The 21,597-nt window shown below is 62.5% G+C and carries 19 protein-coding genes; 10 read left to right on the top strand and 9 right to left on the bottom strand.

The features are described 5' to 3' along the window. Positions 1-199: 199 nt before the first annotated feature. Together GIB19_RS07735 and GIB19_RS07730 are read right to left on the bottom strand one after the other, a co-directional pair. Positions 200-2,110, bottom strand: a complete 1,911-nt coding sequence (locus GIB19_RS07735; protein WP_027594682.1) for a potassium transporter Kup — start codon at positions 2,108-2,110, stop codon at positions 200-202. Between the two features lie 150 nt (positions 2,111-2,260). After that, positions 2,261-2,587, bottom strand: a complete 327-nt coding sequence (locus GIB19_RS07730) for a helix-turn-helix domain-containing protein (protein ID WP_027594683.1) — start codon at positions 2,585-2,587, stop codon at positions 2,261-2,263. Between the two features lie 287 nt (positions 2,588-2,874). Between GIB19_RS07730 and rimO the strand changes: the two genes are divergently transcribed. The 5 genes from rimO (at position 2,875) to tsaA (ending at position 6,963) form a co-directional block, all read left to right on the top strand. After that, entirely contained in the window at positions 2,875-4,206 is a 1,332-nt protein-coding gene (rimO, locus tag GIB19_RS07725; RefSeq protein ID WP_027594684.1) for a 30S ribosomal protein S12 methylthiotransferase RimO, read from the top strand. Between the two features lie 262 nt (positions 4,207-4,468). Further along, entirely contained in the window at positions 4,469-4,927 is a 459-nt protein-coding gene (locus tag GIB19_RS07720; protein ID WP_027594685.1) for a GNAT family N-acetyltransferase, read from the top strand. A 112-nt stretch (positions 4,928-5,039) separates the two neighbouring features. After that, positions 5,040-5,750: an rRNA pseudouridine synthase gene (locus GIB19_RS07715; protein ID WP_099430216.1), complete on the top strand. Its 711-nt coding sequence runs from the start codon at positions 5,040-5,042 to the stop codon at positions 5,748-5,750. A 49-nt stretch (positions 5,751-5,799) separates the two neighbouring features. Continuing rightward, positions 5,800-6,261 (top strand): DUF1456 family protein, encoded by a 462-nt coding sequence (locus GIB19_RS07710; protein WP_027594687.1) that lies wholly within the window; start codon positions 5,800-5,802, stop codon positions 6,259-6,261. A gap of 6 nt (positions 6,262-6,267) precedes the next feature. Continuing rightward, entirely contained in the window at positions 6,268-6,963 is a 696-nt protein-coding gene (gene tsaA / locus GIB19_RS07705) for a tRNA (N6-threonylcarbamoyladenosine(37)-N6)-methyltransferase TrmO (protein ID WP_099430217.1), read from the top strand. A gap of 60 nt (positions 6,964-7,023) precedes the next feature. Here tsaA and GIB19_RS07700 read toward each other — a convergent pair whose 3' ends face one another. The 4 genes from GIB19_RS07700 to GIB19_RS07685 form a co-directional block, all read right to left on the bottom strand. Beyond that, complete coding sequence (locus GIB19_RS07700) at positions 7,024-8,346, bottom strand: dicarboxylate/amino acid:cation symporter (RefSeq protein ID WP_027594689.1); 1,323 nt, start codon at positions 8,344-8,346, stop codon at positions 7,024-7,026. 385 nt (positions 8,347-8,731) lie between these two features. After that, positions 8,732-10,078: an ATP-binding protein gene (locus tag GIB19_RS07695; protein ID WP_274885123.1), complete on the bottom strand. Its 1,347-nt coding sequence runs from the start codon at positions 10,076-10,078 to the stop codon at positions 8,732-8,734. Continuing rightward, complete coding sequence (locus GIB19_RS07690) at positions 10,075-10,752, bottom strand: response regulator (protein ID WP_274885122.1); 678 nt, start codon at positions 10,750-10,752, stop codon at positions 10,075-10,077. The genes GIB19_RS07695 and GIB19_RS07690 overlap by 4 nt, the downstream gene beginning before the upstream one ends. A 130-nt stretch (positions 10,753-10,882) precedes the next feature. Next, positions 10,883-11,488 carry an outer membrane protein gene (locus tag GIB19_RS07685; protein WP_274885121.1) on the bottom strand — a complete coding sequence of 202 codons (606 nt, stop codon included), beginning with the start codon at positions 11,486-11,488 and terminating at the stop codon, positions 10,883-10,885. Positions 11,489-11,617: 129 nt separating this feature from the next. On the opposite strand from GIB19_RS07685, the gene GIB19_RS07680 reads away from it, so the two are divergent. Beyond that, the gene (locus GIB19_RS07680) at positions 11,618-12,409 is read left to right on the top strand and encodes a dienelactone hydrolase family protein (protein ID WP_274885120.1); all 792 of its coding nucleotides are present in this window, start codon (positions 11,618-11,620) and stop codon (positions 12,407-12,409) included. Between the two features lie 80 nt (positions 12,410-12,489). Next, positions 12,490-13,191, top strand: coding sequence for a 4'-phosphopantetheinyl transferase family protein (locus GIB19_RS07675; protein ID WP_274885119.1), 702 nt, complete (start codon positions 12,490-12,492; stop codon positions 13,189-13,191). A gap of 3 nt (positions 13,192-13,194) precedes the next feature. On the opposite strand, the gene GIB19_RS07670 is transcribed toward GIB19_RS07675, so the two are convergent. Together GIB19_RS07670 and GIB19_RS07665 are read right to left on the bottom strand one after the other, a co-directional pair. After that, positions 13,195-14,802, bottom strand: a complete 1,608-nt coding sequence (locus GIB19_RS07670; RefSeq protein WP_027594695.1) for an ATP-binding protein — start codon at positions 14,800-14,802, stop codon at positions 13,195-13,197. Next, a complete protein-coding gene (locus GIB19_RS07665; RefSeq protein ID WP_099455097.1) occupies positions 14,799-15,497 on the bottom strand; it encodes a response regulator transcription factor in 699 nt (232 codons plus the stop codon). The genes GIB19_RS07670 and GIB19_RS07665 overlap by 4 nt, the downstream gene beginning before the upstream one ends. 623 nt (positions 15,498-16,120) lie before the next feature. Here GIB19_RS07665 and GIB19_RS07660 point away from each other — a divergent pair. The 3 genes from GIB19_RS07660 (at position 16,121) to GIB19_RS07650 (ending at position 21,012) form a co-directional block, all read left to right on the top strand. Further along, on the top strand, positions 16,121-19,000 hold the full coding sequence (locus tag GIB19_RS07660; protein WP_027594697.1) for a ribonucleoside-diphosphate reductase subunit alpha: 2,880 nt from the start codon (positions 16,121-16,123) through the stop codon (positions 18,998-19,000). Positions 19,001-19,138: 138 nt separating this feature from the next. Then, positions 19,139-19,270, top strand: a complete 132-nt coding sequence (locus tag GIB19_RS07655) for a hypothetical protein (RefSeq protein ID WP_256208043.1) — start codon at positions 19,139-19,141, stop codon at positions 19,268-19,270. Between the two features lie 491 nt (positions 19,271-19,761). Then, positions 19,762-21,012, top strand: coding sequence for a ribonucleotide-diphosphate reductase subunit beta (locus GIB19_RS07650; RefSeq protein ID WP_027594698.1), 1,251 nt, complete (start codon positions 19,762-19,764; stop codon positions 21,010-21,012). A gap of 54 nt (positions 21,013-21,066) precedes the next feature. Here GIB19_RS07650 and GIB19_RS07645 read toward each other — a convergent pair whose 3' ends face one another. Continuing rightward, on the bottom strand, positions 21,067-21,525 hold the full coding sequence (locus GIB19_RS07645; protein ID WP_274885118.1) for a GNAT family N-acetyltransferase: 459 nt from the start codon (positions 21,523-21,525) through the stop codon (positions 21,067-21,069). Positions 21,526-21,597: the final 72 nt, after the last annotated feature.

The following is a 21,597-nucleotide window of genomic DNA, read 5'->3' as shown; positions in this document are numbered from 1 at the left end:
CACCTGAACTGTAGCCTCCAAGTCTAGCGCCGCATCTGTGGGAGCGGGCTTGCCCGCGAAGAGGCCGGAACAAGCACCACAAGACAGTTGCTCCCACAGGAAGTGTGCAGCGCTTGAGGGCGCTGTTGAACCTATGGGAGCCGGCTTGCCGGCGATGAAGCCAGAACGGGCTGCGCAATTCCAGCAGCCCGACCTTTGCTCAGATCTCGACCTGGGTCCCCAGCTCGATCACCCGGTTCAACGGTAGATTGAAGAAGCGCAGATTGCCGTTGGCGTTCTTCAGCAGAAACGCAAACAGGTTCCCGCGCCAGCGCGACATGCCCTCCAGCCGCGACGCAATGACGGTTTCGCGGCTAAGGAAGTACGTCGTGCGCATCGGGCTGAAATCCAGGTCTTCCAGGTGGCACAGCTTCAACGCCGCTGGCACGTCCGGCTCGTCCATGAAGCCAAAGTGCAACAGCACGCGGAAGAACCCGTCGCCATAGGCCTCCACCTCGAAACGCTCCTGCTCCGGTACCCGTGGCTGGTCCTCGCTGACCACCGTCAGCAGCACCACCTGGCTGTGCAGCACCTGGTTGTGCAACATGTTGTGCAGCAGCGCATGGGGCACGGCGTCGGGGCGCGCCGTCAGGAATACCGCCGTCCCTTCAACCCGGTGCGGCGGCTGGATGCGGATGCTGCTGATGAACACCGGCAGCGGCAGCGCGCCTTCATCGATGCGCTCGACAAGAATCTGCTTGCCGCGCTTCCAGGTGCTCATCAACAGGAACAACACGCCGCCCGCCAACACCGGGAAGGCCCCACCCTGCACGATCTTCGGCACGTTGGCGGCGAAGAACAGCCCGTCCACGAACAAAAAACCCAGCAGAATCGGCACTGCCAGCACCGGCGGCCATTTCCACAACAGCAGCATCACCGACGACACCAAGATGGTGGTCATCAGCATGGTGCCGGTGACCGCCACACCATAGGCCGCGGCCAGGGCGCCGGACGATTCAAAACCGATGACCAGCAACACCACACCGACCATCAACGTCCAGTTCACCGCACCGATGTAGATCTGCCCCTGTTCATCGCTGGACGTGTGCTGGATCTGCATGCGCGGTATGTAGCCCAGCTGGATGGCTTGGCGCGTCAGGGAGAAGGCCCCGGAAATCACGGCTTGCGAGGCGATCACCGTGGCCATGGTTGCCAACCCCACCAGCGGCAGCAACGCCCAGGACGGTGCCAGCAGGTAGAAGGGGTTGCGCGCCGCCTCCGGGTTCTGCAGCAGTATTGCACCCTGGCCAAAGTAGTTGAGCACCAGCGCCGGCAGCACCAGGGCGAACCAGGCGCGGGCAATCGGCTTGCGGCCAAAGTGGCCCATGTCGGCGTACAGCGCCTCGGCACCGGTCAGCGCCAGCACCACGGCACCAAGAATGGCCACGCCCATGCCGGGGTGAACAATGAAGAAGTTCACCGCCCAACCGGGGTTGAATGCCCTGAGCACTTCAGGGCTTTGCGAGATGCCATGCACCCCCAAGGCCCCCAGCACCACGAACCAGGCCACCATGATCGGGCCAAACAGCTTGCCGATCTTGTCGGTGCCATGCTTTTGCACCAGGAACAGCGCTACCAGCACCACCAGCGAAATGGGCACCACCCAGTGATCGATGCCGTCGAAAGCCAGGCCCATGCCCTCGACCGCCGACAGGACCGACACCGCCGGGGTGATCATGCTGTCGCCATAGAACAGCGAAGCGCCGATCAGCCCGCAGATGACCATCAGCGTACGCAGCCGCGGATGGGCCGCCGTGGCCCGCCGCGCCAGCGCGGTAAGCGCCATGGTGCCGCCCTCGCCCTGGTTGTCGGCACGCAGGATGAACATCACGTATTTGAACGACACCACCCACAGCAGCGACCAGAGGATCAGCGACAGGATCCCCAGCACACCGTCATGGTTGACCGGCACGCCATAGCCACCGGTAAAGACTTCTTTGAGCGTATACAGCGGGCTGGTGCCGATATCGCCATAGACCACCCCGACCGCCGCCACGAGCAGGCCCAGCGACCGCGTCGCACCCTGCTTCCCCTCGTGCCCGCCTTCGGCATGACTGCTTGCCTGAACCATCGACCACTCCCGCAGACGGCCCTCTCGGCCGGTAGAATTCACCCCCACGCCAGGGCATGGCAGATACCCGGACGCAACGGCGCGAAGCATAGCGCAGCGTTCGTCGTATTTCTTCCTGTGGCGCTGATGGGCTCGCCTGGAGTGTTAGGGCTAAAGGTCCAGCGACTGCATAGGAATGCCCAGCGCTGCGGCGATCTTCTCGCGAGTAGCCTTGCGCGGACGCTCTGCGGCCTCTTGCTGGGCATAGGCAGACTGAGAAATGCCCAGCCGTTGCGCAACTTCTGCCTGTGTCAGGTCCAGATGCCTGCGCCACGCAGCTATGGCAGTCAGGCCCTCTTTCACCATGTACCCCACGACTTCATTCGGGACCAGGTCTTCTTGGGGACGACTGGCAATGTAGTCGGCGTAAGGCAGGACGACGAACGCAGGGCGGCCATCCGCGCCGTTGATAATCTGCACGTTAGTAGGTGTGTTCATCGCGCTTTTTGACCTCCTCGATGGTGTTCATATCCGCCCCGTTCCCCATAAGCGGATTATAAGACTTCAATAAGCTTTAACAAGTGATTAATGGCGCGGCACAGAGCGACTGACGATATAGGCAGTGCCGGGCCGCCGCGCAACACAGCGTTCGTCGTATTTCTGCTAGTCAAGCGACCTTGCGCTCGCTAGAATTGCGCACTTTTTGATCAGAGGCGCCAAAAAGCGCCCGTCAAGATCGCCCCCGTTTCCGGTCGGGCGACCTGTATTCAATACCGAGGTTAGTCATGTCCACCACTCCCGCCACTCCTAAGGTAGGTTTCGTAAGCCTGGGTTGCCCAAAAGCCCTGGTCGATTCCGAGCGCATTCTGACCCAGCTGCGCATGGAAGGTTATGAAGTTGTGCCCACCTACGAGGACGCCGACGTGGTGGTGGTCAACACCTGCGGCTTCATCGACAGCGCCAAGGCCGAGTCGCTGGAAGTGATCGGCGAAGCGATCAAGGAAAACGGCAAGGTCATCGTCACCGGTTGCATGGGTGTCGAGGAAGGCAGCATCCGTGATGTGCACCCGAGTGTGTTGTCGGTTACCGGCCCGCAGCAGTACGAACAAGTGGTCAACGCCGTGCACGAAGTGGTGCCGCCACGCCAGGACCACAACCCGCTGATCGACCTGGTGCCGCCTCAAGGCGTCAAGCTGACCCCGCGTCACTACGCCTACCTGAAGATTTCCGAAGGCTGCAACCACAGCTGCAGCTTCTGCATCATCCCGTCGATGCGCGGCAAACTGGTCAGCCGCCCGGTGGGTGAAGTGTTGAGCGAGGCCGAGCGCCTGGTCAAGGCGGGCGTCAAGGAGATCCTGGTGATTTCCCAGGACACCAGCGCCTATGGCGTCGACGTGAAGTACAAGACCGACTTCTGGAACGGCCGCCCGGTCAAGACCCGCATGCTCGAGCTGTGCGAAGCGCTGAGCAGCCTGGGCGCCTGGGTCCGCCTGCATTATGTGTACCCGTACCCGAACGTCGACGACGTGATCCCACTGATGGCCGCCGGCAAGATCCTGCCGTACCTGGATATCCCGTTCCAGCACGCCAGCCCGAAAGTGCTCAAGTCGATGAAGCGCCCGGCCTTCGAAGACCGTACCCTGGCGCGCATCAAGAACTGGCGCGAGCAGTGCCCTGAGCTGGTGATCCGTTCGACCTTCATCGTTGGCTTCCCTGGCGAAACCGAAGAAGACTTCCAGTACCTGCTCGACTGGCTGACCGAAGCCCAGCTCGACCGCGTCGGCTGCTTCCAGTATTCACCTGTCGAAGGCGCCCCGGCCAACGACCTGGGCCTGGACGAAGTGCCGGATGACGTCAAGCAGGACCGCTGGGACCGCTTCATGGCGCATCAGCAAGCCATCAGCAGCGCCCGCCTGCAACTGCGCATCGGCAAAGAGATCGAAGTGCTGATCGACGAAGTCGAGGAGCAAGGTTCGGTAGGCCGCAGCTTCTTCGATGCGCCAGAGATCGACGGCAGCGTGTTCATCGATGGCGACCATGGCTTCAAACCCGGCGACAAAGTGCGTTGCCGGGTGGTGGATGCCGACGAGTACGACATGTGGGCAGAGCCTGTCTGATCAACGCAAAGCGCTGAAATACCGGGGGCGCATTGCGCCCCTTGTGTTGCCACATCCGCCCATACCCTCCGGTCATGCGCACTCCCGGTAGGAGCAGCCTTGTGCTGCGAAGAGGCCGGTGCTAGCAGCGAAGATTGACGGAATTGCCACTGGCCTCTTCGCAGCACAAGGCTGCTCCTACAATGGAATGGTTAGGCTGATCTGACGCCGACCTTTGCATTTGCATCTATCGTTTTCCTCAGTGCCCAGGAGGATTACACGGATGCGCCAGGTTTCGACGCTGCACACCCCCCATCTGCGCGACTACCCCGAGCTGACCCAGGTTTGGGAAGACTCGGTGCGCGCGACCCACGATTTCCTGCCTGATGCCTATATCCTGCTGCTGCGCGAACATGTGCTGCACCGCTACCTCGATGCGGTGATGCTGATTTGCTGCAAGGACTCACAGCAACGCATCCAGGGCTTTGCCGGCGTGGCCAATGGGCGGGTGGACATGCTGTTCGTCGCGCCCTCATGCCGTGGCAAGGGCATTGGTAAACGACTGCTGCATTACGCCATCGATGAACTGAATGCCGAACGCCTGGATGTCAACGAGCAGAACCCGCAGGCGCTGGGGTTCTACCTGCACGAAGGTTTTGAGGTAGTTGGCCGTTCGCAGACCGATGGGCTGGGGCAGCCCTACCCTTTGCTGCACCTGCGGCTGATCCGCGCAGGGGCCTGACGCTTCTGCTGTGTTGTCTCGCCAAAACGGCGTAAATGACACAGATTCCCAGCCCCTCGACCGCCCAGGCAGGTACAATGGCGGCCTTTCCCTGCCTTTGCGAATCGCCGTCATGTCTGAGCCCGTCCGCCTGTCCAAACGCCTTATCGAGCAATTCGGCTGTTCCCGCCGCGAAGCCGAGCTGTACATCGAAGGCGGCTGGGTCACGGTCGATGGCGTGGTGGTCGAGCAGCCGCAGTTCAAGGTCGACGGCCAACAGGTCGAGCTGCTGCCCGGTGCGCGCGCCGAAAACCTCGAACCCGTGACCCTCCTGCTCAACCAGCCTGCCGGCCTGGACACCGAGTCGGCCCGTATCAGCATGACCATGGACACCCTCAGTGAGGCGCACCGTGAAGGTGTTCGGCCGCTGCATGGGCACTTCACCAAGCTGTCCTGCATTGCCCCCCTCGAGCGTGGCGCCAGCGGCCTGCAGATTTTCACCCAGGATTGGCGCGTAGCGCGCAAGATCGACGCCGACCTGCGTCGCCTGGAGCAGGAATACATCATCGAAGTCAGCGGCGAAGCCACCCCGCAGGCGCTGGAGCGCCTGGCCCGTGGTGTGATGCGCAATGACCGGGAGTTACCCAAGGCCAAAGCCAGCTGGCAGAACGAAACCCACCTGCGCCTGGCCTTGAAAAACCCGCAGCCGGGGCAGATTTCCGAACTGTGCGCCAGCCTGCGCCTGCAGATAATCAGCATGCGCCGCATTCGCCTGGGCGGTGTGTCCATGGGCAAGCTGCCACTGGGACAGTGGCGCTACATGGCTACCAGCGAACGTTTCTAAGCAATACCGCCGCGCCGGATGGCACGGCTCAGAACAGGATTTCAGTCAAATGAACCACAACGATGTACTGCGCAGCCTGCGCTACATGCTCAAGATCAACGATGCCAAAATGGTCGGCATCATCAAGCTGTCGGGCTTGGAGGTCAGCGCCGAGACCCTGGCCAGCTACCTCAAGAAAGAGGAAGAGCCCGGCTTCGTGCGCTGCCCCGACCCGGTCATGGCGCACTTTCTGGATGGCCTGGTGATTCATCGCCGCGGCAAGGACGACAGCCGCCCGCAACAGCCGGTCGAGCTGCCGGTGACCAACAACACCATTCTGAAAAAGCTGCGCGTGGCGTTCGAGCTCAAGGAAGAAGACCTGCACGCGATACTCAAGTCGGTCAACTTCCCGGTCTCCAAACCCGAACTCAGCGCGCTGTTCCGCAAGGTCGGCCATGACAACTACCGGCCCTGCGGCGACCAGCTGCTGCGCAACTTCCTCAAGGGCCTGACCCTGCGCGTGCGCGGCTAAGTGGCCATGCAGCATACGGTTTCACCGGTCGGCATTGTCCGCTCCTGCTTCAAGGAAAAGTTCGCCATCCCGCGCCAGCCCCACCTGGCACCTGCGGCGCGTGGCGTGCTGGAGCTGCTGCCGCCGTTCGACCAGGGTGATGCCGTGGCGGGCCTGGAGCAGGTCAGCCATGTCTGGCTGTTGTTTCTGTTCCACCAGGCTCTTGAAGACAAGCCACGCCTGAAAGTGCGCCCACCGCGCCTGGGCGGCAACAAGAGCATGGGCGTGTTCGCCACCCGTGCCACCCACAGGCCCAATGGTATTGGCCAGTCGGTGGTACGCCTGGAAGGCGTGGAGCCTGGGCGCCTGCTGCTGTCCGGGATCGACCTGCTCGATGGCACCCCGGTGCTGGATATCAAGCCTTACGTACCCTATGCCGACAGCATTGCCGGTGCCAGTAACCAGATGGCCAGCGAAGCGCCCGCCGCCATTGCCGTGCAATGGCACGACGATGCCCTGCCCCAGGCCCACGCGCATGCGCTGCGCCTGGGCGAGCCACTGGTGGAGCTGATCGAGCAGTGCCTCGGGCAAGACCCGCGGCCGGCGTATCAGGTGCCACCACCGGAGCGGGTGTATGGGGTCAAGTTCTGGGATGTGCAGGTGCGCTGGCATTATCCGCAGCCGGCGCTGATCCGCGTGCTGGAAGTCGTGCTGGATCATTGATCCGAGCGTGCACAAAAAAAGGCGACCCGAAGGTCGCCTTTTTTCATTGCCTAACCGCGATCAGCGCGCCGGGCCTTCAGCCACGCCCAGGTCGTCGGTCGGACGGGTGTCTTCCAGCGGTGCGCCGCCAGATGCCAGCTCCGAAGCCAGCTTGTCGTTGTCCATTTCGTTGACCCACTTGGCCACGACCACGGTGGCAACGGCGTTACCGACCAAGTTGGTCAAGGCACGGGCTTCGGACATGAAGCGGTCGATGCCCAGGATCAGCGCCAGGCCGGCAACCGGCAGGTGGCCAACCGCCGACAGGGTGGCTGCCAGCACGATGAAGCCCGAACCGGTCACGCCAGCAGCGCCTTTGGACGCCACCAACAGTACCAGCAGCAGGGTGATCTGGTGGGTGATGTCCATGGTGGTGTCAGTCGCCTGGGCGATGAACACGGCGGCCATGGTCAGGTAGATCGAGGTGCCGTCCAGGTTGAACGAGTAGCCCGTCGGGATGACCAGGCCAACTACCGATTTCTTCGCACCCAGGCGCTCCATCTTCGCCAGCATGCGTGGCAGCGCGGACTCAGAAGAAGACGTGCCCAGCACGATCATCAGCTCTTCGCGGATGTAGCGGATCAGCTTGAGGACGCTGAAGCCGTGAGCGCGGCAGATACCGCCGAGGACCACCAGGACGAACAGCAGGCAGGTCACGTAGAAGCAGGCCATCAGGTAGCCCAGCTGCACCAGCGAACCCACGCCGTACTGGCCGATGGTGAAGGCCATGGCACCGAAGGCGCCGACCGGGGCCAGCTTCATGATCATGTTGATGATGTTGAACATGACATGGGCGAAGCGGTCGATCAGGTCGAGCACCGGCTTGCCGTAGCTGCCCAGGCGGTGCAGGGCGAAGCCGAAGATCACCGAGAACATCAGCACTTGCAGGATATCGCCGTTGGCGAAGGCACCGACCACAGTGTTGGGGATGATGTTGAGCAGGAAGCCAACGGTGGTCTGCTGTGCGCCGGCGGCGGCATAAGCGGCCACGCTGCTGGCGTTCAGGGTGGTGACGTCGATGTGCATGCCAGCGCCTGGCTTGACCACGTTGACGACGACGAGGCCGATGATCAGGGCGATGGTGGAGACGATTTCAAAGTACAGGAGCGCGTAGCCGCCGGTCTTGCCTACCGACTTCATGCTCTGCATGCCAGCGATGCCGCTGACCACGGTGCAGAAGATGATCGGGGCGATGACCATTTTGATCAGTTTGACGAACCCGTCACCCAGGGGTTTGAGGGCAACGCCGGTTTCGGGATAGAAGTGGCCGAGCAGGATGCCGATGGTGATGGCGACCAACACCTGGACATACAGGGATTTGTACAGCGGCTGACGTGTCGTCATGGCTAATTTCCTCAAGTGTGCCGGTTCACCCTTCCCAGGGTGATGGGGCACCTGAATCGCTAACCCTCCTGCACATGGAGGGATTTGTCGTTGTGTTCGAGCTGCCTGGGCAGGCCTCTGCCAGGATCAATAGCAAGGGCAATGCCAAAATGCCCATGAAGGGTGCAAAGGCCGAGATTGCTAGGGGTAAGTGCCCAACGACAGGGCGAAAAAGCTGAGGAAGGCTGGCGGATTTCCGCCCGGTGGCGGAATTTGTACAAGGGGTGATGGCGGGAATCCGCCCATAGTGTATGGCGGTACGGCCCTTTCGCGGGTGAACCCGCTCCCACAGAGGGGGCACTGCACTCAAGCATGTGCATGCCTGTGAAAGGGCGGGTACTGCCGATCAATCCAGCGTGAAGGTGATCCGGAACGCCGCGCCACCCAGCGGCGAATCACCCAGGCTCAAGCCGGCGTCATAGCTGTCGACGATGTCTTTGACCACCGCCAGCCCGATGCCCTGCCCCGGGTGCTGGCTGTCCAGCCGCTCGCCGCGCTCCAGAATCCGCTCGCGCTGATCGGCCGGCACCCCTGGCCCATCGTCTTCGATGCACAGCGTCAGTTGGCCTGGCGCCTCTTCCAGGCTCACCCGTACGTGCCCCAGGCTCAACCGGTAGGCGTTCTCCAGCAGGTTGCCGAGCAGTTCCAGCAGCGCGCCCTGCTCCATCGGCAGCTGCGCGGCCTCGGGTATGTCCAGCGCGACGCTGACCTGCTTGTCGCGGTAGACCTTGGCCAAGGTGCTGCACAAGCTGTCGAGCAAGGGCTTGAGTTGCACGCTGTGACGCACCAGGCCGCTCTTGCGCAGGCTGGCGCGCTGCAGTTGGTAGTCGATCTGCTGGCTCATGCGTTCGATCTGGCTTTGCAGCACCCGCGCCTGCTCGCGCTCACCGCTGCGCTGGCGCAAGCTCTCGCCCACCCCTTGCAACACCGCCAGCGGTGTCTTCAGGCTGTGCGCCAAGTCATCCAGGGAGTCACGGTAGCGCTGACGCTGTTCGCGCTCGCTGTGCAGCAGACGGTTCAACGAACCGGTCAGGCGCAGCAGCTCACGGGGGTGCTCGCGGCTCAACCCGTCACGCGCGCCGGCCTCGACCTCGTCCAGCTCGCGGCTCAGCCGCCGCAGCGAACGCAGGCCCCAGGTCAGGCCGGCCCACAACAGCACCAGCAGCGCCAGCAAGGCTGCGCCAAACCCCAGGTAGAGCTTTTCGCGCAGGCCATTGAGGGTGTGCTGGTACTCGCGCACCGGTTGCAGCGCAACGATGCTGTAGGCCGCGCTCTGGCCGCCAAGCAGCTTGATCTCGACGTCATAGACAAAGAACTCTTCGCCATCGCCTTGATGGATGCGGGCGAACTCGTTGCCACGGCCGTCATAGCGGGGCCGGTAGTTGATGTTCTGGTCTGCGGTGGCCCGCGACTGCCACACCAGGTTGCCGTCGCGGTCAAAGATATAGCCGAGCAGGCCGGTGTAGGGCAGGTTGTAGCGTTCGTCCGGCAGCAGCGTCGGCATCTGCAACTGGCCGCGCTCGATGCGGGCGGCGGAGATCAGCGTGGTCACGTCCGAGGCCAGGCGTTGCTCGATGGATTCCTGCAGGGCAAGGCTGAACGCCTTCTGCAAGGCAGGCAGCAGCGCCAGCATGAACAGCAGCGCCAGCACTGCGGCCGCCAACATCAGGCGCACCCGCAGGGAACGGATCATCGGCAGCGCTCGGTAAACAGGTAACCCAGGCCACGCACCGTGTCGATCGGTTTGAAGCCGTTATCACCTTCCAGCTTGCGGCGCAGGCGCCCGACCAGCACCTCGATGACATTGGGGTCACGTTCTTCATCGCCTGGGTAGAGTTGCTCCATCAGGCGGTCCTTGGCCACCACCTGCTGGTGGTGGCGCATGAGGTATTCGAGGATGCGGTATTCGTAGGCGGTCAGGGCCAGGGGCTGATCGTCCAGGGTCGCTTGCTTGCGGTTGAGGTCGAGCAGCAGCGGGCCTGCGACGATGGTCGACTGGGTGAACCCGCTGGAGCGGCGCAGCAGCGCGTTGAGGCGCGCTTCGAGTTCTTCGAACTGGAAGGGTTTGACCAGGTAATCGTCGGCACCAGCGGCCAGGCCTTCGACCTTGTCCTGCCAGTTGCCACGGGCGGTGAGGATGAGAATGGGGAAGGTCTTGTTCTGGCTGCGCAGGCGGCCGATCAGTTCCAGGCCGCTCATGCCCGGTAGCCCAAGGTCGATCACGGCCAGGTCGAAGTGGTACTGCTCGGCCTGGTAAAGGGCCTCTTCGGCATCGGCGACAGCCTGGACCACGTGGCCGCTTTCGCCCAGGCGGGTGTAGAGGTGATGGCGAAGCAGCGCTTCGTCCTCGACCACCAGCAGTTTCATGTGCAGCTCCTTGTTTATATGGCCTGTGCCGGCCTCTTCGCAGCACAAGGCTGCTCCTACATCGGGCAACCACTGTGCCTGTAGGAGCAGCCTGGCGCTGCGAAGAGGCCAGTGCAGGATAACAACTACCTCAGAACTTGTAGTTCGCCGACAGGTAAGTTTGTGCACTGCTGGTCAGGCGCAGGGTGCCGTCTTTCGGCCCGCCGCTGGCGCCCACCTCGGTGGCAGCATTGGTGCGCAGGTAACGGTAGCCCATCTCCACCGATGCCTTGTCGGTGATCTCCTGGATCACACCTGCCTGCAGGCCCACCGCGTAGCCATAATCGGTATCACGGCTGGCACCTGGGGAATCCTGGGTCAGCTTGGTCATGCCCAGGCTGCCGCCGCCGAACAGTTTGGTGGTATCGCCCACCGGCAGGAACAGGTCATAGCTGCCCAGCAGGTTTTTCTGGCGCAACTTGAGGCCGCTGTGGTCGCCCGAGACGTTATCGTAGGTCATGTAGTAGCGACCCTGGTCGTTGATCTTACCCACGCGCACGCCCCAGGTGTCGTCCTTGCCGATGATGCCGTCGGCGTTCAGGTTGTCGGTGTTGCGTTGCAACAGGCCCGATTTGCGGACTTTATCGCTGGTCTGGCCGTAGGTCAGGCTGGCGAAGTTTTCGTCGGCGGCCTGGGCGGTGGTGATGCCTGCGGCGCAGACGGCCATGGCGGCGAGCAAGGTGTTGAAGGTTTTCATGGCTTCGTACTCCAGTTGGATGCGCTGTTTCTGTCTGGAAGCTAGAGTAAGGAGGGCACCCTGAACCGTGACTGAACCCTGGCTGAACCAGGGCTGAACGAACTGTCTGCAAGACAAGGAGTAGTAAACATGCGCGCCCTGCTGGCCCTGACCTTGATGTGCAGCGCCGCCCTCGCCCAGGCGGCGGTAGTGACCCGCGAGATCCCCTACCAGGACGACGATGGCAAGCGCTATGTCGGCTACTACGCCTATGACGATGCACTGGACGACAAACGCCCGGGCATCGTGGTGGTGCATGAGTGGTGGGGCCTGAACGACTACGCCAAGCGCCGCGCCCGCGACCTGGCAGCCTTGGGCTACAAAGCGCTGGCGATCGACATGTACGGCGATGGCAAGCACACCGAGCATCCGCAGGATGCTCAGGCGTTCATGGCCGAAGCGATGAAAGACCCGGCTGCCGCGGCCGCGCGCTTCGACGCTGGCCTGGAGTTGCTGAAAAAGCAGCCGAACGTCAACAAGCACCAACTGGGCGCAGTGGGTTACTGCTTCGGTGGCAAGGTGGTGCTCGATGCGGCGCGCCGGGGAGAAAAACTCGATGGCGTGGTGAGTTTCCATGGCGCGCTGGCCACCCAGACGCCAGCCAAGCCGGGCGTGGTCAGGGCCGACATACTGGTCGAGCACGGCGCGGCGGACAGCATGGTCACCGAACAACAGGTCGATGCGTTCAAGGCGGAAATGGACGCGGCCAAGGTCAACTACAAATTCGTCAGCATCCCCGGGGCCAAGCATGGCTTCACCAACCCGGACGCCGACCGTTTGAGCCATGGCGAGCACGGTGGGCCGGACATTGGTTACAACAAGGCAGCCGATGAAAGCTCATGGGCGGATATGCAGGCATTTTTCAAGAAGGTGTTCAAGTAACGATCGCCGGGGCCGCTTTGCGGCCCATCGCGACGCAAGGCCGCTCCCACACAGGCGTCGCGGCTGGCACAATAGCCCCCATGAACACACTTCCCACCTGCTGCTCCCCACTTCAGCACCACTGGCCCCTGCCCCGCCCGTTGCCGGGTGCAGTGTTGGTCAGCTGTGCCTTCGACCCGGCCCACCTGGCTGCCGACGACTTCCAGCGTGCCGGCATTGCACAAAGCGCCAGCCTGCAACGCTCGGTGGCCAAGCGCCAGGCCGAGTACCTGGCCGGCCGTGTCTGCGCCCGCGCCGCCTTGCAACGCCTGGATGGCCGCGACTTTGTGCCGGGCACCCATGAAGACCGCTCGCCCATCTGGCCGGCCGGTATCCACGGCTCGATCACCCATGGCAAGGGATGGGCCGCCGCCGTTGTCGCGGGCCAAGGCAGCTGCCGCGGGCTGGGCCTGGATCAGGAGTCGCTGCTCGATGACGAACGTGCCGAGCGCCTGATGGCGGAAATCCTCACCCCCGCCGAACTTGAGCGCCTGGACCGCCGCCAGCTCGGCCTGACAGTGACGCTGACCTTTTCGCTCAAAGAAAGCCTGTTCAAGACCCTCTACCCGCTGACTCGCCAGCGTTTCTATTTCGAGCACGCCGAAGTGCTGGAGTGGTCCACCGAGGGTTTGGCCCGCCTGCGCTTGCTCACCGACCTGTCACCCGAATGGCAACGCGGCAGTGAACTGCAGGGCCAGTTCTGCCTTCAGGACGGCCACCTGCTGAGCCTGATCAGCGTCTGACCTTTACTGGGGCGCCTGTGCACGCGGCCAGTTGAGGCTGAAGCAGGCGCCGCCCAGCGCCTCGCTGCGCCCTACCGTGGCCCTGCCAGCGTGCCAGTAGATGATCCGCCGAACGATCGACAGGCCCAACCCATGCCCACCAGAAGCCCGGGTGCGGCTGTCGTCGAGCCGGGTGAAAGGCGTGAAGATGCGGTCCCAGACGCCCTCCGGGATGCCTGGCCCGTCATCTTCCACATCGACCCTGCAGCGTTGCTGCCCCAGTTGGTAACTCAGCCGAACTTCGCCCTCGGCATGGCGCATGGCGTTGCTCACCAGGTTCTGCAGCGCCCGGTGCAGGTAGCGCGGCTCGGCCTCGACCCAGGCCCCATCGGTTTCAGCCCCTTGGCAAGCACCGCGCACCACCTTGATGCCGGCCCGCAGCGGCGCCAGTTCCTCGATCACCCGGTCAAACAAGGCATCGAGGTCGACCCGCTGGAATTTCAGCGCCGGCGCACCTTGCTCAAGGCGCGCGTAAGTCAGCATCTCGTCGACCAGTTTGTCCAGGTCCTGGATGTCGCCATCCATGCCGGCCAGGTGCTTGGCGCGGGCTTGGTCGGTACTCGCGGTCTCGATCATCTCCAGGCCAAAGCGCAGGCGCGCCACCGGTGTGCGCAGCTCGTGGGACACCGCCCGCACCAGCTCGCGCTGCATGGTCAACGAGCGCTGCAGGTGCTCGGCCATGCCATTGAATGCTGCAGCCAGGCGCCCGACCGAATCGGCGTCACCGGCCGGCACACGGGTGTCCAGGCTGCCCTGGGCAATACGCGTGGCCGCAATCTCCAGGCCCGACACACGCCGCTCCAGCTGGCGCACCAGCAAATACACCACCAGCCCGATCAGGCACAGCCCGAGAAAGGCAATCAGGATCAGCAACTGCGGCGGGTACGGGTTGAGCTGATGCAACGGGCCGATTTCCAGCACCCAGGGTGACCCCGAGAGCCCGGAGAACACCCGGATCGAATCGCCATCCTTGCCCAGGGCCATGACGGTATCGCCCTCCTCTACCCGCCGCCGCTGGTCGTCATCCAAGCCGACCCGCTCCAGCCGTTGCAGGGCGATGTCGAAACCAAACCCCTTGCTCTGCTTGAGTTGCGCAAGGCGCTGCTGCTGCTCGGTCACCGGGTAACGCACCAGCTCGTCCGCCAACAGGTAAAGCGTGGCCCGGGCCAACTGCTCGCTGACCTGCTTGATCTGGGCCACCAGCAGTACATCCTCGCGGCCGACCTTGCGCAGCACCTGGGCGGCGTGCGGGCCGGTCTTCTCGACTACCACCAGGCCGCGATACAACCGGGCCCGCTGGCCACCGTCAAGGGTGCGCGCCGACATCGGCTGCAGCGCCAACGGCACCCCAAGCAAGCGCTCCCACATCAGCAATGAGCGCTTGCGTTCGGTTTCGTTCTGCACGGCCAGGTTGTCGGCCATCAGGCTGAAGGTGCCTTGGGCCAGGCCCTCGCGGTGCTGGGCGGCGCGCACTTCGTTGACCAGGTGCAGGCTGAGTACCCCGAGCAGCGCCACCAGCACCAGCACGGCGAGCATGCCGCCATAGATGCGCAGAAAGATCGAGTTGTTCATGGCGCCTCGCCGACGAACAGGTACCCCTTGCTGCGCAGGGTCTTGATCAGGCGTGGGTGGATCGGGTCGTCACCGATCTTGGGGCGGATCTTGGAAATGCGCACATCGATGGAGCGGTCCTGGCCGTCGTAACCAACACCGCGCAGGGCGGTGAAGATCTGCTCGCGCGACAAAACCCGGCCGGCGTTGCTGGCCAGCAGCCAGAGCAGGTCGAATTCGGCGCCGGTCAGGTCTATCAGTTGCTCGCCCAGCCGCGCTTCGCGCAGGCGGTTGTCGATGCGCAGCGGGCCGAAGGCCAGGTCCAGGCGCTTGCTTTCGGGCGCTTCGCTGCGCCGCAGCAGGGCCTGGATACGCGCCAGCAACACGCGCGGGCGCACGGGCTTGCACACATAGTCGTCGGCGCCCAGGTCCAAGCCCTGCACTTGGTCGAGTTCGTCGCTGCGGGCGGTGAGCATGAGGATCGGGCCAGCATATTGGCCGCGCACCCGGCGGCAGATGCTCAGGCCGTCTTCACCGGGGAGCATGAGGTCGAGAATCACCAGGTCAGGCTGGCTGTCGACAATGCGTCGCACCGCGCGGCCGCCATCGCCCTCGACGGCCACCTCGAAGCCGTTGGCCTGGAGGTATTCGGCCGTGAGCTCGGCCAGGCGCTGGTCGTCTTCGACGATGAGGATGCGGGGGGTGGGTTGGTCCATGGCCTTTGCCTTTCAATTGTTGTTTTTCTATCGTCGATACTACGTTCCGCCCTGAGCACTGCCAACCGACCTGCAGTGCCACACTCGCCACTGGACTGAACCGTTTTTTGTGGTAGGGTTCGCGCCCTCAAAATTCTGCCTTGGGGCAGCGCGCTGAAGAAAAATACTGCAAACCACTTGGCACAAGGCCTACAGGCCATACCCACAAAGTACGCACAACTTATCCACAGGCGCTCGCCTTGCAAAGACCCTGATACCGCATTATCTTGTATCCCGATCGCAGCGAACCACTACATGTTGGGGTTCGTGCAAAATCACACACAAAAGTCAACCCGGCAAATTATTCGATTTTCCGGTTGAACTTCAGGTGATTTGACCAGCCATACCGCTCCAGCGGACTACTGAACTGCAACAGCTTTTGGGTACTGCCCAAAACCTTTGACTTCGGCCAGGGAGCGGCAAGCTATTGCCCCTTATTCCTGAGTCTGTCCCGAAGTCGGTACGCCCGAGCGGGCGGATGCGCGCGCATGACGCATCCCCGCACGGGTGATCGAGCAAGTGGACGGAACGGTGGGCGCCCAAAAGGCGCCTGTACAATATAGAAACTGTGGAGACACCCACCCATGCAAACCGACACAACTCGCGAGAACCCGCAGGCCCAGGTGCCGCAGGCCGCCGATTCCAACCAGGATCTGGCTGCCACCGCCCCCGGCCAACTGCGCGTGATCAAGCGCAACGGCACTGTCGTCCCCTACACCGACGACAAGATCACCGTGGCCATCACCAAGGCGTTCCTCGCAGTTGAAGGCGGCACCGCCGCCGCCTCGTCGCGTATCCACGACACCGTCGCGCGCCTGACCGAGCAGGTCACTGCCACGTTCAAGCGTCGCATGCCATCGGGTGGCACCATCCACATCGAAGAAATCCAGGACCAGGTCGAACTGGCCCTGATGCGTGCCGGTGAGCAGAAAGTCGCCCGCGACTACGTGATCTACCGCGATCAGCGTGCAAAAGAGCGCGCCACCCGCGCCAACACCGACGCCGTGGTCGAGCCGCACCCAAGCATCCGCATCACCTTGGCCGACGGCAGCCTGGCGCCGCTGGACATGGCGCGCCTGAACACCATCATCAGCGAAGCCTGCGAAGGCCTGGCCGAAGTCGATGGCGACCTGATCCAGCGCGAAACCCTGAAGAACCTGTACGACGGCGTGGCCATCAAGGACGTCAACACCGCCCTGGTGATGACCGCCCGTACCTTGGTCGAGCGCGAGCCGAACTACTCGTTCGTCACCGCCCGCCTGCTGATGGACACCCTGCGTGCCGAAGGCCTGGGCTTCCTCAGCGTTGCCGACAGCGCTACCCACCACGAGATGGCCGAGCTGTACGCCAAGGCGCTGCCAGCCTACGTCGCCAAAGGCATCGAGTTCGAGCTGCTGAACCCGGCCCTGGCCGACTTCGACCTGGAAAAACTGGGCAAGGCGATCAACCACGAGCGCGACCAGCAGTTCACCTACCTGGGCCTGCAGACCCTGTACGACCGCTACTTCATCCACAAGGATGGCGTGCGCTTCGAGCTGCCACAGGTATTCTTCATGCGTGTGGCCATGGGCCTGGCGCTGGAAGAGAAAGAAAAAGAAGCCCGTGCGATCGAGTTCTACAACCTGTTGTCGTCCTTCGACTACATGGCCTCGACCCCGACCCTGTTCAACGCCGGTACCCTGCGCCCGCAGCTGTCCAGCTGCTACCTGACCACCGTGCCGGACGACCTGTCGGGCATCTATCACGCGATCCACGACAACGCCATGCTGTCGAAATTCGCCGGTGGCCTGGGCAACGACTGGACCCCTGTGCGTGCACTGGGCTCCTACATCAAGGGCACCAACGGTAAATCCCAGGGCGTCGTACCCTTCCTGAAAGTGGTCAACGACACCGCCGTTGCGGTCAACCAGGGCGGCAAGCGCAAGGGCGCTGTCTGTGCCTACCTGGAAACCTGGCACCTGGACATCGAAGAATTCATCGAGCTGCGCAAGAACACCGGTGATGATCGTCGTCGTACCCACGACATGAACACCGCCAACTGGATCCCTGACCTGTTCATGAAGCGCGTCTTCGATGACGGCAAGTGGACCCTGTTCTCGCCCTCGGAAGTGCCTGATCTGCACGACCTGACCGGCAAGGCCTTCGAAGAGCGCTACGAGTACTACGAAGCCCTGACCGAGTACAACAAGATCAAGGTGTTCAAGACCATCCAGGCCAAAGACCTGTGGCGCAAGATGCTGTCGATGCTGTTCGAGACCGGCCACCCATGGCTGACCTTCAAGGACCCGTGCAACCTGCGTTCGCCGCAGCAGCACGTGGGCGTGGTCCACAGCTCGAACCTGTGCACCGAGATCACCCTGAACACCAACAAGGACGAGATCGCGGTCTGCAACCTGGGCTCGATCAACCTGCCGAACCACATTGTCGATGGCAAGCTGGACACCGCCAAACTGCAACGCACCGTGAACACGGCCGTGCGCATGCTCGACAACGTGATCGACATCAACTACTACTCGGTGCCGCAAGCGCGTAACTCGAACCTCAAGCACCGCCCTGTTGGCCTGGGCATCATGGGCTTCCAGGACGCACTGTACCTGCAGCACATCGCCTACGGTTCCGACGCTGCGGTCGAGTTCGCCGACAAGTCGATGGAAGCGGTCAGCTACTTCGCGATCCAGGCGTCCTGCGACCTGGCCGACGAGCGTGGCGCCTACGAGACCTTCCAGGGTTCGCTGTGGTCCAAAGGCATCCTGCCGCTGGATTCGCAACAGATCCTGATCGAGGCCCGTGGCCAGAAGTACATCGACGTCGACCTGAACGAGACCTTGGACTGGGCGCCGGTGCGTGCTCGCGTACAAAAAGGTATTCGTAACTCGAACATCATGGCCATCGCGCCGACCGCGACCATCGCCAACATCACTGGCGTGTCGCAGTCCATCGAGCCGACCTACCAGAACCTGTATGTGAAATCGAACCTGTCGGGCGAATTCACCGTGATCAACCCGTACCTGGTTCGCGACCTGAAAGCCCGCGGGCTGTGGGACTCGGTAATGATCAACGACCTGAAGTACTACGACGGTTCGGTGCAGCAGATCGAGCGTATCCCGCAAGAGCTGAAAGACCTGTACGCCACCGCGTTCGAAGTCGAGACCAAGTGGATCGTCGATGCTGCATCGCGTCGCCAGAAGTGGATCGACCAGGCTCAGTCGCTGAACCTGTACATCGCTGGCGCTTCGGGCAAGAAGCTGGACGTGACCTACCGCATGGCCTGGTACCGTGGCCTGAAAACCACCTACTACCTCCGTGCCCTGGCTGCGACCAGCACCGAGAAGTCGACCATCAACACCGGCAAGCTCAACGCCGTTTCCAGCGGCGGCGACAGCGCCCCGGTTCAGGCCGCCGGCCCGGCACCTGTGCCAAAGGCGTGTGCGATCGACGAGCCTGACTGCGAAGCCTGCCAGTAAGGCCTGATGCCGCAAGGGGTGCCCACGGGTGCCCCTTGCGGCATTTTTGTATCCGCGTTCCAGAGAAGCCTTGCCCTTTGCCCACCGCTCGCGCGGCTCGGTAAAAGAGCAGGACCTCTCAAAAAAAGGACGTACCCCATGGCGCGGAAAAAAGTGGCAACTCGCAAAATTGGTCGCAATGCTGAAACCGGCCGCTTCACCTCGGTCGAAGAAGCACGCAAGCACCCCAAGACACATGTGGTCGAGACCCTGCGCAAGCAGTGCAGCTAACACGCTCTGTGTAGGAGCAGCCTTGTGCTGCGAAGAGGCCGGTTATGCCAGCGAAATGTGCTGTGCATGCGCCGGCCTCTTCGCAGCACAAGGCTGCTCCTACATGACGCGCAAACCCCATATACAGTGCTTAACAAACAAAAAACCACAACATATAGTGCCAAACCTTCGTTTAGCGGCTACACTCTTGCCCGAACGAACGGCACACCCTTGGTGAACGGATGCGCGCCAGACCGGTCGAAAAAGTTACCCTCGCCGGCCAGACTCGCACCCCGATCGAAGGCGAATTCCGGTATACTGCGCCCCCTCTGAAAAGGGCACCTTTCAAGTCCCTGGCCCCTCGGTGAGGCCTGGCCAGGCACAAGCACATCCAGATGTAACGAGAGTCAGCCTCTCGAGCTGTCCATTCGCCGTAACGGCCTTGCGTCAGGCATCACATTCTTAAAATCCAACCGGTTGCCTGAGGGCGACCCTCAAGCAGGAGCCAAACCATGCTGAGCTGGGACGAATTCGACAAGGAAGACGGCGAAGTAGCCGCCAAAGGCAACACCCCTGCGCAGGCCAACGCCGCTGCCACGCTCGACAAGCTCGACAGCGCCGGCGGTGCCGCCGCCCTGGAAGCCCGTGCCGCTACCGCTTCTGACTCCGAAGCCGTAAAACGCGCCAAGGCTGCCCTTGACGCCCTCGACGTTGCCGAAGGCCTGGCCGAGCTGGAAGGCTCTGCCGCCCGCGTTGCGGTCGATGAAAAGCGCATGATCAACTGCCGCGCCGACCTCAACCAGCTGGTGCCATTCAAGTACGACTGGGCCTGGCAGAAGTACCTCGACGGCTGCGCCAACCACTGGATGCCGCAAGAGGTCAACATGACCGCCGACATCGCCCTGTGGAAGAGCCAGGACGGCCTGACCGAAGACGAGCGCCGCATCGTCATGCGCAACCTCGGCTTCTTCTCCACCGCCGACTCCCTGGTTGCCAACAACCTGGCCCTGGCCGTGTACCGCCTGATCACCAACCCGGAGTGCCGCCAGTACATCCTGCGCCAGGCCTTCGAAGAGGCAATCCACACCCACGCCTACCAGTACTGCATCGAGTCGCTGGGCATGGATGAAGGCGAGATCTTCAACATGTACCACGAGATCCCGTCGGTCGCGAAGAAAGCCGCCTGGGGCCTGAAGTACACCCGCGCCATCTCCGACCCGGAATTCAACACCGGCACCCCGGAAACCGACAAAGAGCTGCTGCGCAACCTGATCGCCTACTACTGCGTGCTGGAAGGCATCTTCTTCTACTGCGGCTTCACCCAGATCCTGTCGATGGGCCGCCGCAACAAGATGACCGGCGTTGCCGAGCAGTTCCAGTACATCCTGCGTGACGAGTCGATGCACCTGAACTTCGGTATCGACGTGATCAACCAGATCAAGATCGAGAACCCGCACCTGTGGGATGCCTCGATGAAAGAAGAAGCGACCCAGATGATCCTGCAAGGGACCCAGCTGGAGATCGAATACGCCCGCGACACCATGCCGCGCGGTGTACTGGGCATGAACGCAGCGATGATGGAGGACTACCTCAAGTTCATCGCCAACCGTCGCCTGACCCAGATTGGCCTGAAGGAAGAGTACCCAGGCACCACCAACCCGTTCCCGTGGATGAGCGAGATCATGGACTTGAAGAAGGAGAAGAACTTCTTTGAGACCCGCGTGATCGAGTATCAGACTGGTGGGGCGTTGAGCTGGGACTGATTGTCCGGGCTGAGCATCGAGAAGGCTGCCAATGGGCAGCCTTTTTTTTGCGTGCTAACAAGCCATACGGTACTCGATTACCCCCGGCTTTTCAGCAATCCAGTCGTACAGCCGCTGTGCAGTCTGGTTGGTTTCCTGGGTATGCCAGTACAACCGATCGCACTGTTTCTCCCGCGCCTGGCCCTGAACGTACTCGATCAACTGCTTGCCAACCTGCCTCCCTCGCGCGCTTGGGCAAACGTACAGGTCTTCCAGATAGCAGAAGTCGTTACGCCCCCAAGTCGAGCGATGGAACACAAAATGGACGAAACCGAGGATGCGCTCACCGTCCGTGGCGACGGCGCAGTGCACGGGCTCTGCCGGGTCGAAAAACCGGGCCCAGGTCAGCTCGGTGGTGGCCTGGCTCAGCGCTACTTTGTAGAACGCCTGGTACTGGTCCCAATAGGCGGACCATTGAGGGAAATCGGTCTGCTTCAACTCGCGGACTGACATCAATGCTGGTGCAACTGTCATCGTGGACCCCTTTCAATGTGGGAATGGTCTGAAAACAGATGCATTTATAGCGATAGAATGGCCTGAATAGCC

The sequence above is a fragment of the Pseudomonas sp. ITEM 17296 genome (assembly GCF_028895205.1).
Lineage (GTDB): Bacteria > Pseudomonadota > Gammaproteobacteria > Pseudomonadales > Pseudomonadaceae > Aquipseudomonas > Aquipseudomonas kermanshahensis.
Note: the sequence above shows the minus strand (reverse complement) of the source record. Positions and strands in the feature narration are given on the sequence as shown.